Here is a 13,050-nt window from a genome sequence, read left to right as displayed (position 1 = left end):
GTCGCGAAAGGGCTGCGAAGCGGCCCCAGGATTTCAGCTTCGCCGCCGACATTGCCGGGGCCGCTTTGCGGCCCTTTCGCGACACAAGGCCGCTCCCACAGGTACTGCGCAGTCCTTCAAAGTGTGTGATCAGCGCGGCAACGGATACAGCGCCTCATCGAACTGCTCCAGCCGTGGGAAGCTCAGCGGCAGGTCATCCGACAGGTGCTGCAGACGCTGCTCGTAACTGCGCAGGAACGCCTGGCGCGCCTCGTCGTTGATGTACGGCACATGCCAGGCCACGAACGGTTCCAGCACCTCGAAACCAACGTAGGCCAGCGTACCGCGCAAGATCGGCCGCAGCATGTCTTCCAGCGGCCCGTGGATCGCGCCCTCGCCAAACATGTGCTCGCGCCCGCCCAGGGTCACGGTCACCAGCGCGCGCTTGCCGGCCAGGCCGCCCTGGTCGTAGAAACGCTTGCCGCCATAGCACACCCCGGACACCAGCACCCGGTCGATCCAGCCCTTGAGCATCGCCGGCGCCGAGAACCAGAAGATCGGGAAGTTCAGCACCAGCAGGTCGGCCCACAGCAGCTTGTCCAGCTCTCGCTGGATATCCGGTGCGATGGAACCGCTTTTCACGCCCAGGCGCTGCTCCAGCGCATACACCAGGTATTCCGGGTTCTCCCGGTGGCTGAAGTCATCGGCGCTGGCCACCGGGTTCCAGCCCATGGCGTACAGGTCGCTGACCTGCACCTCATGGCCCTGGGCACGGAAGGTCTGTGCCGCCTGGTTGCGCAATGCGGCGGTGAAGGATTGAGGCTCGGGATGAGCGTGAACGATCAGGACTTTCATGGGCAATCCTCAAACAGTTGCCAAAGGGGAATTGGAGTTGCGCGCCGCCAGCAGACGGTCGAGCCAGTCGGGGTCCATCTCGGGTTCGCAGGAGAACAGCAACCCGGTGTAGTCGCGGTGTGGCGGCTGGAAGATCGCCTCGCGGCTGCCCTGGTCGACCACCCGCCCGCGCTGCATCACCAGCACCTCGTCGGCGATGGCGCGCACGGTGGCCACGTCGTGGGTAATGAACAGGTAGGCCACGCCCAGCTCACGCTGGATGCGGTCGAGCAGTTTCAGCACACCCTCGGCCACCAGCTGGTCGAGGGCCGAGGTCACTTCGTCGCAGATGATCAGCTGGGGTTCGGCGGCCAGGGCACGGGCGATGCAGATCCGCTGCTTCTGCCCGCCCGACAACTCGCGTGGCAGGCGGTCCATGTACTTGGCCGGTTCCAGGTCGATCATCCGCAGCAGGTCGGCAACCCGCTCGCGCAGCGCCTTGCCCTTGAGCCCCAGGTAGAAGCTCAGCGGCCGGCCGATGATGTCGACGATGCGCTGGCGTGGGTTGAGCGCGGTGTCGGGGATCTGGTAGATCATCTGGATGCGCCGCAGCTGCTCCTTGCTGCGCTGGCGGTAGTCGGCCGGCAAGGCTTCGCCGTCATACAGCACCTGGCCCGAGGTCGGCGGCAGCAGGCCGCTGATCAGGCGCGCCGTGGTGCTCTTGCCACTGCCCGACTCGCCGATCACCGCCAGGGTCTGGCCGCGATAGAGCTTCAGCGAAACGTCGTGCAGCACCGGCTGCTGGCCATAGCGGGCATCGGCATTGCGCACTTCCAGCAAGGGTTTTTCATTGCCCGGGCGGGCCTTGGCCGTGGTGTGGAAGTTGCGCACCGCCCACAGCGACTGGGTGTATTCCTGCTGCGGGGCGCTGAGCATGTGGCGGGTCTGCGCCTCTTCCACCAGGCTGCCGTGGCGCAGCACCATGATCCGGTCGGCCATCTGCGCCACCACCGCCAGGTCATGGCTGATGTACAGCGCGGCACTGCCGAAGGTCTTCACCGCGTCGCGGATCGCCGCCAGCACCTCGATCTGGGTGGTGACGTCCAGCGCCGTGGTCGGTTCGTCGAAGATGATCAGGTCCGGGTGGCAGGCCATGGCCATGGCAGTCATCACCCGCTGCAACTGGCCGCCGGACAGCTGGTGCGGGTAACGCTGGCCGATGTGCTCGGGGTCGGGCAGGCGCAGGATGCGGTACAGCTCCACCGCCTCGGCCTCGGCCTTGGCGCGGTCGATTCCGCCATTGGTCACGGCCGTTTCCACGTGCTGGTCGATCAGCCGGTGCGCCGGGTTGAACGAGGCGGCAGCGCTCTGCGCCACATAGGCGATGCGCAGGCCGCGCAACTTGCGCAGGGTTTCGGCGCTGCATTCGAGCAACTGAATGCCATCGAAGCACACGCTGCCGCCGGTGATCCGGCAGCCATCGCGCACGTAGCCCATCGCGGCCAGGCCCAGGGTCGACTTGCCGGCGCCGGACTCACCGATCAGGCCCAGCACCTCGCCGCGCTTGAGGGTCAGGTCGATGCCCTTGATCAGCGGGTGCCAGGCGTCGTCATGCTGGCCTTCGATGCGCAGGCCACGTATTTCCAGCAAAGTATCAGGGTTCATGCTCAGCACTCCTTCAGGCCGCTGGACAGGTGCAGCACCCAGTCGACGACAAAGTTCACGCTCACTGTGATCAACGCCACCGCCAGGGCCGGCAGCAGCGGGCTGATGTCACCGAAGGTGATCAGCACCGCGTTGTCGCGCACCATGCTGCCCCAGTCGGCGGTCGGCGGCTGAATGCCGAGGCCGAGGAACGACAAGGCGCTGATGAACAGGAAGACGAAGCAGAAGCGCAGGCCGAATTCGGCAATCAGCGGCGCGGCGGCATTGGGCAGCACTTCGCGGGTCACCAGCCACCACAGCCCTTCGCCGCGCAACCGTGCCGCCTCGACGAAGTCCTGCACCACCACGTTCATGGCCACCGCCCGCGACAGGCGGAACACCCGCGTGGCATCGAGCAGGGCGATCACCAGCACCAGCGAGGTGGCCGTGGTGCCGACCACGCTGAGGATCAGCAAGGCGAAGATCAGTTGCGGGATGGCCATCAGGATGTCCACCAGGCGCGACAGGCCCTGGTCGATCCAGCCACCCTTGATGGCCGCGACCAGCCCGCACAGGCCGCCCAGCAGGAACGCCAGGCTGGTGGTCAGGAAGGCGATGCCCAGGGTGTTGCGGGCGCCGAACAGCAGGCGGCTGAAGGTGTCGCGGCCAAGGTTGTCGGTGCCCAGCAGGAACTGCGGGCTCCACGGTGCGAAGCCCTCGCCCACCACCTGGGTTTCACCGTAAGGCGCCAGCAGCGGCGCGAACAGCGCCACCACGGTGTAGGCAACAATCACCAGCAGGCCGAACTTGGCGCTCAGGGGCGCGCGCAGCACAGGTGTGAACAGGCTCATGGTCTACCCCTTCGGATGCATCAGGCGTGGGTTGCTGGCAATCGACAGCACGTCGGCGCCGGTATTGAGCAGGATGTAGGTGCCGGCGAAGATCAGGCTGCAGGCCTGCACCACCGGGATGTCGCGCTTGGCCACCGAGTCCACCAGCAACTGGCCGAGCCCCGGGTAGACGAACACCACCTCCACCACCACCACGCCTACCACCAGGTACGCCAGGTTCAGCGCCACCACGTTGACGATCGGCGCCAGGGCATTGGGCAGGGCATGCTTGAAGATCACCCGCGCCGGCGACACACCCTTGAGCCGGGCCATCTCGATATAGGGGCTGGCCAGCAGGTTGATCAGCGAGGCGCGGGTCATGCGCATCATCTGCGCGATCACCACCAGGCTCAGGGTCGCCACCGGCAGCACCGAGACTTCCAGCACCTCGCCCAGCGAGGCATCCGCAGGCAGGCTGGAGATACCCGGCAGCCATTCGAGCTTCACCGCGAACACCAGGATCAGCAGGTAGGCCACGAAGAACTCGGGGAACGACACGGCGCTCAAGGCGCCGGTATTGAGCAGGCGGTCGAACCAGCTGTTGCGGTACAACGCCGCGAGCATGCCCAGCAGCAACGCCGTCGGCACCGAGAACAGCGCCGCCAGCAGGGCCAGGCTGAAGGTGTTGCCCAGCCGTGCGCCGACCAGTTCGACGATCGGCCGCTGGTTGGCCAGCGACACCCCCAGGTCACCGTGCAACAGGCGCCATGCCCACTGCACGAAACGCTGCAGCGGCGACAGGTCCAGCCCCAGCTGGGCACGCAGGGCCGCCACGGTTTCCGGGGTGGCCGACTGGCCGAGCATGGCCTGGGCGATGTCGCCGGGCAGCAGGCTGACTGCCAGGAAGATCACCACCGAGACCGCAAACAGCGACAACAGGCCCAGGGCCAGCCGCTGCACAAGCAGTTTGCCAAGATTGTTCACCGTACCACTCCTCGTCTGGATGCTTGCGAAACGTCAGCGGCTCAGGCCTGCCACCAGCGCTCGATCACCCGCAGGCCGTCCAGCTCGCCATAGGGCGCGGTGAGCGGGCCATGGGCCACACGGCTGGAACGGGCGGCGACGGAGCTGGCGAACAGCGGCACGATCGCCCCGCCGTCGTCGCGGCACAGCGCCTGCATCTCGTTGTACATCTCGCGGCGCAGCGGCTCGTTCATCTCGCCACGGGCGGCGTTGAGCAACTGGTTGAAGCGCGGGTTGTCCCAGTGGGTCTCGTTCCACGCCGCGCCCTTGGCGTAGCCGATGCTGAACATGCGGTCGGCGGTGAGGCTGGAGTACCAGAACGAGGTGGTGAACGGTTGTTTCATCCAGACATTGGTGAAGAACCCATCGGCGGGTTCACGCACCACGTCGATGTCGATGCCGGCCTGGCGCGCCTGCTCCTTGAACAGCACCGAGGCATCCACCGCGCCGCTGTAGGCGGCATCGGAGGCCTGCAGGCGCACCTTGAGGCTGTCCATGCCGGCCTGGCGCAGGTAGAAGCGCGCCTTGTCCGGGTCGTAGACGCGCTGTTCCAGCGCCGGGTTGATGAAGCGGTTGGCCGGCTGCAGCGGGTGGTCGTTGCCGACCTGGCCGTAGCCGTAGAGCACCGAGGCCAGCAGGGTCTCGCGGTTGATCGCGTGCTTGAGGGCCATGCGCACGTTGTTGTCGCGGAACTGCTCGCTATCGGTGAGCATCGGGAAGGTGTAGTGCTGGGCGCCCTTGGTTTCCTCGATCACCAGCTTCGGGTTGCGCTTGAGCAAGGACACGGTCTTGAGGTCGACCTTGTTGATCACATCGACCTTACCGGTGACCAGGGCGTTGACCCGTGCGGCACCGTCGGCGATGGCGATCAGCTCTGCGCTGGCGAAGTGCGCCCTGCCCGGCTTCCAGTAGTCCGGGCTGCGCTCCAGGTCCATGCGCACGCCCGGCTCGAAGCCTTTGATGCGGTAGCCGCCAGTGCCGACGCCGGCCTGCCAGTCGGCCAGGCCGTCCTTGGCGGGCATGATCACCAGGTGGTAGTCGGCGACCACGTAGGCGAAGTCGGCGTTGCCCGAGTGCAGCTCGAACACCACGGTGTCAGGGGCGCTGGCGCTCACCTTGGCGACATCGCCCAGTACGGTCTTGGCGGCGGAGGTGGACTTGTCGCCCAGGTGGTGCTGGATCGAGGCCACCACGTCGTCGGCGTTGAGGTGCTTGCCGTTGTGGAAGGTCACGCCCTGGCGCAGGGTGAAGGTCCAGACCTTGGCGTCGGGGCTCGACTCCCAGCGCTCGGCCAGCTCAGGGATGGCAGTGCCTTCCACGGAAATCTCGGTGAGGGTGTTGTACACCGCCGAGAAGCCGATGAAGGTGAAGGTATCGACCCACGAGCCTGGGTCCTTGGAGTCGGTGGTGCTGCCCCCGGCCAGGCCCAGGCGCAAGGTGCCGCCCGGCTTTGGCGTGGCCTCGTCGGCATGGCCAGGCAGCGGCAGGCCGAGGGAGAACGCCCCGGCGATGGCTGCGGCGGCCGCGCTGTACTTGAGGAAATCCCGGCGCGGCAGGCTGCCGTCGAGGATGGCGTGAGGATTGTTCTTGTTGTTATCGCTCATGGCATTTGCCCCTGTTGAACCGCAAGAAATTGTTGTTCGGTCAAAGCGGATTGCGTAGAAGCTGTTTACAATTTGTAATTGTTACCGTAACAAATACATTAGCGGCAGGACAAGCTGATTTCCAGCGCCCGATACCGGGCTTTTTACTGGTGTAACATTGACGTTTTCGCAGGGAGCCTTTGCCCCATGAGCCAATCGACCCGACTCATCACCGCCTCGTACATCCTTTCGTTCGTGGCGGCCAATGCCCCGCAGAAGCTGCGCACCGAGACCATCGCCAAATGGGTCAAGGTGCACCCGACCCGCGTGCGCTCGATGGTGTCGCAGATGGTCAAGGCCAATATCCTGACCTCGTATCGCGGCGCCCAGGGCGGCGTGACCCTGGCCCGCGCGCCGCAAGAGATCACCTTGCGCGAGGTGTATGACGCGGTGCAGGAAAGCTCGCTGATCGCCGAGAAGATCGACAACCCGTTTGCCGGGCTTGAAGACCACTGCAAGGTGTACGAAGTGTTCACCCGGCTGTTCGCGATGCTGGAGCAGAACATGCGCCTGGACCTGGGGGCGATCACCGCGGACCAGTTGTTCGTGGCGTTCGATACCCCCAAGGAACACACAGCGTGAACCCCAGTCTCTGAAAACTGGCGCGGTACCTGTGGGAGCGGGCATGCCCGCGAAGCAGACACCGCGGAGGATGGCACGGGCTTCGCCCGTGTTCGCGGGCATGCCCGCTCCCACAGGTACCGCGCCAGTTTTTAAGATTTGAGCAAGACAGTTGCTCCCGGCATTCAGAGCTGAATGGCCTTCACCTCGACGAACTCGTGCAGGCCCTCCTCCCCCCACTCGCGGCCATTGCCCGACTGCTTGTAGCCGCCAAACGGTGCCTGGTAGTTGAATGCCCCGCCATTGACGAAGCACTGCCCCGCACGCAACTGGCGGCCCAGTTGCAGCGCCTGGTCGCGGCTACCGGCCCACACCGCGCTGGACAGCCCGAACGGCGAATCGTTGGCCAGGGCAATGCCCTCGGCTTCGTCGGCGTAGGGAATCAGGCACAGCACCGGCCCGAAGATTTCCTCCTGGGCAATGCGCATGCGGTTGTCGACGTCGGCGAAAATCGTCGGCGGCACATAGAACCCGCGCTCGAAGCCCCGAGCCGTTTCCCCGCCACAGACCAGCCGCGCGCCCTCTTCCAGCCCCACCCGGATGTATTCCTGTACCGTACGCCGCTGCCCGGCCGAACACATCGGGCCGAGGAAACTGCGCGGGTCCTGCGGATCGCCCATGACCAGGCTACGGGCCTCGTCCATGGCGATCTCCACGGCCTCGGCATAGCGCGAGGCCGGCAGCAGCATGCGCGTCAGTGCCGTGCAGGTCTGCCCCGAGTTGATCATCACGTCCTGCACGCCATGGCGCACCGCTGCCTCCAGCGGGGCATCGGCGGTGATCAGGAACGGCGACTTGCCACCCAGCTCCAGGCACACCCGCTTAACCGACGGCGCTGCCGCCTGGGAAACCCGCACCCCCGCCCCGGTGGACCCGGTGAACGAGACCATGTCCACCAGCGGGTGCCGCGCCAAGGCCTCACCGACCTTCGCCCCCGGCCCGCTGACCAGGTTGAACACCCCGGCCGGCAGCCCGATGGCCTCGATCATTTCCGCCAGCAGGAAGGCATGCAGCGGAGTCTCCTGGCTCGGCTTGACCACCACCGTGCAGCCCGCAGCCAAGGCCGGTGCCAGCTTGCCAATCAGTTGATGCAGCGGGTAGTTCCAGGGGTTGATGAACGCACACACGCCCACGGCCTCGCGGTACACCAATGAGTTGCCGACTTCGCGCACCTCGTCCATCTTGCCGGCCAGTTCGATGTACTGCTCCAGACCGACGATGGGCCCGTCGACCTGCACCGACCGGCACCACTGCACCGGCATGCCCAGCTCGGTGGTGATCACCGCGGCCATCTCGTCGGCCCGCGCCTTGAGCTGTTCGGCGAGCGCACGAATGTACCCGGCGCGCACGCTGGAGGGCGTGCGCGACCAGTCGGCGAAGGCCCTGCGCGCCGCGTGGACGGCGCTTTCCACATCCTCTTCGTTACCCAACGGCACCTTGCCGGCCACCGCCTCGCTGGCCGGGTCGATCACCTCGGCCATGCCCTGCCCCACTGGTGGCTGCCAGCGGCCATCGATGAACAGACGGCTGTATTCACGCATTGCGTTGCGCCTCCATCAGTTCGCTGGCGCACAGGGCAATGCGCCGACAGGCTTCACCGAGGGGTTCGGCGCCGAGCACCAGACCCAGGCGGATATGCCCGGCCGCACTCGGGCCGAACGCTTCACCGGCGAGCACCGACACCCCGTGCTGGTCGAGCAGGCGGTCGGCGAAGGCTTGCGCGCTGAGCCCGGTCTCGCGGATATCGACCATCACGAACATGCCGCCATCGGGCTTGAGTGCCCGCAAGCCCGAGCAATGTGCCAGGCGCTCGCACACCAGGTCGCGGCGCTGGCGGTAGGCTTCGCGCATGCCGTCCAGTTCAGGCAATGGCCGCTCCAGCGCGGCCACTGCGGCATCCTGAATGAAGTCCGGCGAGCCGTAGAGCATGCACAACGCCAGGTTTTCCAGGTGCCCGGACAGCGCCGGAGAGCCGACCACCCAGCCGACCCGCCAGCCGGTCATGGCATGGGACTTGGACAGGCTGTTCAGCGTCGCCGTGCGCTCGGCCATGCCCGGCAGGCTGGCCGGACTTATGTGCTCGCCTTCGAACAACAGTTCGCTGTACACCTCGTCGCTGATCAGCCAAAGGTCATGGGCGATGCACAGCTCGGCCAGGGCCTCCCAGGTGCTGCGCGGCAGGCTGGCGCCGGAGGGGTTGTGCGGGCTGTTCAGCGCCAGGGCACGGGTGCGCGGGGTGATCCGTGCGGCGACGTCCTCGGGTTGCACGCGGAAGCCATGCTCCGGGCGCACCGGCACCGGCACCACCTTGGCACCGCAGGCGCCGAACACCGCTTCGTAGGTGACATACATCGGCTCGGCGACGATTACTTCATCGCCCGGCTCCAGCACGCATTGCGCGACGCAGAACAGCGCGCACTGCGCCCCCGCCAGCACCGTCACCTGGTCGGCGGTGACCGCCTGGCCGCTGCGCTGCTGGTGGCGACGGGCAATGGCCTCGCGCAGGCTGCGCTTGCCGCGCACGTCGGCGTAATGGGTATTGCCGGCTTCGAGGCTGGCCACGGCCGCCTGGACGATCGGTGCCGGGGTGTCGAAGTCCGGGTCGCCGACCGACAGCAGCAGTACGTCGCGGCCTTCTTCGAGCATGGCCAGGGCGCGGTAGTGGATCTCCCAGGCGGCGGCGCCGTCACCGGCGATCCGTTGGGTCAAAGAGGAAAATCGCATGGCTGGTCGTCCTGTTGTGCGGGGTGGGCTCAGCGCGCGCAGGCGTGCTTGAGCTCGATCAGGGTCACGCCGTTGCGGGCAAAGCCGCCGCGCAGGTCCCGTTGCAGTTCATCGAGGCTCTGCGGCTGCGCGACCGTGCAACCGAAGGCGCGGGCCAGGCCGGCGAAGTCCGGGTTGCGCGGCAATACGCCGATGGGCTCGATGTCCAGGTCGAGCATGTCGTCGCGGATCTGCCCCAGCGCGTCGTTGTTCCACAGCAGCACCACCAGCGGGCGGTCCAGTTCCTCGACCGCGGTCGCCAGCTCCTGCGCGGTGTAGAGGAAGCCACCGTCGCCCACCAGCACCAGGCCCGGGCGGTCGTCCGTGGCGAACATGCCGCCGATACCAGCCGGCAGGCCGTAGCCGAGGGTGCCGTAGCCGGTCGGGTGCAGCCAGCTGCGCGGGGCCCGGCTGCTGAACACATAGTTACCGGTGTAGGCCAGCTGGGTCATGTCGGTGCTGATGAAGGCGTTGTCCGGCAGCTCGGCCGCAACCCGCTGCAGTATCGCCTGGTGGATGGCCTGCAGAGGGCCGTGGTTCGCCTGCACGGCAGCGCGCAGGCGGGCCACTGCCGCGCTTGCCTGGGCTGCATCGCGCACGCCGTCCGGCAACTGTTCGAGCAGCCCCGCCAGGGTCTGCCGGGCATCGCCGTGCAATGCCAGCGCGCAAGGGTAGAAATCGTTGAACTTGCGCGGGTCGATATCCACCCGCAGCAGCTCGCCGGTCAGTGGCAGGCGCTCGCGCCAGAAGTCGGTGTCGGCCATTTCGGTGCCGACCGCCAGCACCACGTCGGCCTCGGCAATCAGCGCCCAGCCCGGCTCCACGCACAGGGTGGAGCCGGCGTTGAGCGGCGAGTCCAGCGGCGCCAGCCCCTTGCCGGCGACGCTGGTGAACAGTGGCGCCGCCAGGCGTGTGCTCAGCTGCTGCAGCTCAGCGCCCGCCTGCAGGGCTCCCCCGCCGGCGATGATCATCGGGCGCTTGGCTGCCGCCAGTTTGGCGGCAGCCTGTTGCAGGCTGGCGAGGCTGGCCGGGCCACGCCCGGGGCGGCGTACCACTTCGTTGCTCCAGTCCCGCGCCACCGGCGCGGCCAGCACGTCCAGCGGTACCGAGATGTGCACCGGGCGCGGGCGTTCGCTGTCGAACACGGCATAGGCGCGGGCGATCAGCTCTGGCAGGTCTTCGGCCTTCAGCGCCACAGCCGAGAAGGCAGTGATCGGCGCGGTCATGGCGCGCTGATCCTGGGTCTCGTGCAGGCAGCCCCAGCCTTTGCCCAGGCTGGCGGTATGGTTGACGCTGGAAATCACCAACATCGGAATCGAGTCGGCGTAGGCCTGGCCGATGGCGGTGGCCGCGTTGGTCACGCCGGGGCCGGTGATGACAAAGCAGACGCCCGGCTTGCCGCTGACCCGGGCATAGCCGTCGGCCATGAAGCCGGCGCCCTGCTCGTGCCGGGTGAGCACATGGCGAATGCCGCTGCCGGGCAGGCCGCGGTACAGCTCCAGGGTGTGCACGCCGGGGATGCCGAACACGGTGTCGACGCCGTAGTTGGCCAGCAGGCGCACCAGCGCCTGGCCGCCCGTGAGTGTGGGGTGAGTCATGTTCATGTCCTTACACTTGGCCGAGGCGGATCAAGGCATCGACCGCCGTGGTGCCATTGGCACCGACCATCAATGGGTTCACATCCAGCTCCAGCAGCTGGCTGGCGTTTTCGCAGGCGTAGTCGGCCACCGCGCGGATGGCGGCGACCAGTGCATCCAGGTCGGCCGCCGGCTTGCCGCGGAAGCCCTGCAGCAAGGCCGCACTACGCAGGCCGAGCACGGCCTTGCGGATGGCGCCGTCGGTGGTCGGCAGCAGCAGGCTGTTGCTGTCCTTGAGCAGCTCGACGAGGATGCCGCCGGCACCGATCACCAGCGCCAGGCCGAAATCCGCCTCGCGCTTGATGCCGACGATCAGCTCGGCCAGCGGCGCGCCGGCCATGGGTTCGAGCAACACCTGGTCGAAGGCGACGCCCGGCGCATAAGCGGCGATGCGCGTGCGCATCTGTTCAAGGGCGCGACTGAGGGCTGCCTCGTCGGCCAGGTTCAGCGCCACTGCGCCGGCCTCGGTCTTGTGCGGCAACTGCGCGCTGACCGCCTTGAGCACCAGCGGGAAGCCCACTTGGCCGGCATCGGCCAGCGCCTTCTGTGGGCTGCTCAGTACGCCATTCGGAATGGGCAGGCCGAAGCCGCGCAGGGCCTGCTTGGAATCCCACTCGTTGAGCAGGCAACTGTCACCGGCCAGCGGCTGCGGGCACAGCGGCACCAGCGCCGACTCGCCCAGCGCCAGCAAGGCCGGGCGTTGCTGCGCGTAACGGGCAACCCGGCCCCAGGCCGCCAGGCCATCCTCCACCCCTTGCAGCGCTGGCACACCGGCCGCGTGCAGGCGCTCGCGGGCGCTGGCTGGCAGCAGTTCGGGGAAGGCCGAGGTGACGAAGCCGGTCTTGCCATGGCGCTTGAGCGCCGCGCAGTACAGCTCCAGCAGCAGGTCGCATTCCTTGCGTTCGCCGGTGAACTCGGCGGGGTAATCGAGCACCAGCATCGCCGCGTCGGCATCGCTGCGCAGGGCGCTGTCGAGCATGCGCGCCTTGGCCGGGCCATCGCCCCAGATCGCCGTGGTGAAGTCCAGCGGGTTGACCAGGTTGGCATAGGCCGGCAGCACCTGGGCCAGTTCCTCGACCTGGCTGGCGTCCAGGGCCGGCAGGCTCAGCTGGTTGCTTTCACTGTAGTCGGCGATCAGCCCGGCATCGCCACCTGAACAGGCCAGCGCGATCAGGCTGGGGCCCTTGGGCAGGTTGCCGCAGGCGGCGGCCTTGAGGGTTTCGACAAAACTTACCGGGCCGCTGACGCGAATCACCCCCAGGCGCTCGAACAGACTGTCGTACAGGGCATCGGAGCCGGACAGCGAGCTGGTGTGGCTCAGCGCCAGTTCGGCGCCGATCTGCGACACGCCGGTCTTCAGCGCGACGATCGGGATGCCCTTCTCCAGCGCCTTGTGCGCGGCCCGGGCAAAGCCCGGCACGTTCTTCAGGCCTTCCAGGTGCAGGCCGATGGCGGTGACCCGGGGCTCATCGAGCAGCACGTCCATCAGCTCGGCGATGCCCAGTTGCGCCTGGTTGCCGACCGAGGCCATGTAGGCCACCGGCAGCGAGCGGTCGCTCATCGACAGGTTGTAGGCGAAGTTGCCGCTCTGGGTCAGCACCGCCACGCCCTTCTCTACCGCCTTGCCACCGTGGGCCACCGGCCACAGGGCGGCACTGTGCAGGTAGTCGAGCAGGCCGTAGCAGTTGGGCCCGAGCAGGGCCATGTTGCCGGCGGCGTCGAGCAGCTGCTGTTGCAGCGCCTGGCCCTCGGCGCCGCTTTCGGCAAAGCCCGAGGCGTAGCAGATCGCCCCGCCCGCGCCCTTGGCGGCGAGTTCGGCGACACAGGTCAGGGTCAGTTCGCGGTTGGTGGCGATGAACACCGCGTCCGGCGCACAGGGCAGCTCAGCCACGCTGCGCACGCAGGGCACGCCGTCGATGCTGTCCTGCTGCGGGTTGACCAGCCACATCTGGCCCGGGTAGCCGCCCTCGGCACAGCGCTTGAGCGCACGGGCCATGCTGCGCCCGCCGACGAAAGCCAGGTGCCGGGGTGCCAGCAGGCGTTTGAGGTTGTCACGAATGGCTTGCGACATGGGAA

The 13,050-nt window shown here is 67.4% G+C and carries 10 protein-coding genes; 1 reads left to right on the top strand and 9 read right to left on the bottom strand.

Going from position 1 to position 13,050, the window contains the following annotated elements; genetic code table 11:
- Positions 1-129: 129 nt before the first annotated feature.
- Genes J7573_RS13575 through J7573_RS13555 form a run of 5 tightly spaced genes read right to left on the bottom strand, consistent with a single transcriptional unit; the run spans position 130 to position 5,914 of the window.
- Entirely contained in the window at positions 130-834 is a 705-nt protein-coding gene (locus J7573_RS13575; RefSeq protein ID WP_294335535.1) for an NAD(P)H-dependent oxidoreductase, read from the bottom strand.
- Positions 835-843: 9 nt separating this feature from the next.
- A complete protein-coding gene (locus tag J7573_RS13570; RefSeq protein ID WP_294335534.1) occupies positions 844-2,478 on the bottom strand; it encodes an ABC transporter ATP-binding protein in 1,635 nt (544 codons plus the stop codon).
- 2 nt (positions 2,479-2,480) lie between these two features.
- Entirely contained in the window at positions 2,481-3,308 is an 828-nt protein-coding gene (locus J7573_RS13565) for an ABC transporter permease (protein WP_110635404.1), read from the bottom strand.
- Between the two features lie 3 nt (positions 3,309-3,311).
- Positions 3,312-4,271: an ABC transporter permease gene (locus J7573_RS13560; RefSeq protein WP_294335531.1), complete on the bottom strand. Its 960-nt coding sequence runs from the start codon at positions 4,269-4,271 to the stop codon at positions 3,312-3,314.
- Positions 4,272-4,312: 41 nt separating this feature from the next.
- The gene (locus tag J7573_RS13555; protein ID WP_294335530.1) at positions 4,313-5,914 is read right to left on the bottom strand and encodes an ABC transporter substrate-binding protein; all 1,602 of its coding nucleotides are present in this window, start codon (positions 5,912-5,914) and stop codon (positions 4,313-4,315) included.
- Between the two features lie 186 nt (positions 5,915-6,100).
- On the opposite strand from J7573_RS13555, the gene J7573_RS13550 reads away from it, so the two are divergent.
- Positions 6,101-6,535 carry an Rrf2 family transcriptional regulator gene (locus J7573_RS13550; protein WP_079228574.1) on the top strand — a complete coding sequence of 145 codons (435 nt, stop codon included), beginning with the start codon at positions 6,101-6,103 and terminating at the stop codon, positions 6,533-6,535.
- A gap of 164 nt (positions 6,536-6,699) precedes the next feature.
- Here the strand turns inward: J7573_RS13550 and J7573_RS13545 are convergent, their stop codons facing one another.
- The 4 genes from J7573_RS13545 to J7573_RS13530 are packed head-to-tail and all read right to left on the bottom strand — an operon-like array spanning position 6,700 to position 13,045.
- Positions 6,700-8,115 (bottom strand): aldehyde dehydrogenase family protein, encoded by a 1,416-nt coding sequence (locus J7573_RS13545; protein WP_294335527.1) that lies wholly within the window; start codon positions 8,113-8,115, stop codon positions 6,700-6,702.
- Positions 8,108-9,298: an aminotransferase class I/II-fold pyridoxal phosphate-dependent enzyme gene (locus tag J7573_RS13540; protein WP_294335526.1), complete on the bottom strand. Its 1,191-nt coding sequence runs from the start codon at positions 9,296-9,298 to the stop codon at positions 8,108-8,110. Before J7573_RS13540 ends, J7573_RS13545 begins: the two co-directional genes overlap by 8 nt.
- A 29-nt stretch (positions 9,299-9,327) precedes the next feature.
- A complete protein-coding gene (locus J7573_RS13535; protein ID WP_294335524.1) occupies positions 9,328-10,935 on the bottom strand; it encodes a 5-guanidino-2-oxopentanoate decarboxylase in 1,608 nt (535 codons plus the stop codon).
- 10 nt (positions 10,936-10,945) lie between these two features.
- Positions 10,946-13,045, bottom strand: coding sequence for an acetate--CoA ligase family protein (locus tag J7573_RS13530; protein ID WP_294335522.1), 2,100 nt, complete (start codon positions 13,043-13,045; stop codon positions 10,946-10,948).
- Positions 13,046-13,050: the final 5 nt, after the last annotated feature.

The sequence above is a fragment of the Pseudomonas sp. genome (assembly GCF_017744435.1).
Lineage (GTDB): Bacteria > Pseudomonadota > Gammaproteobacteria > Pseudomonadales > Pseudomonadaceae > Aquipseudomonas.
Note: the sequence above shows the minus strand (reverse complement) of the source record. Positions and strands in the feature narration are given on the sequence as shown.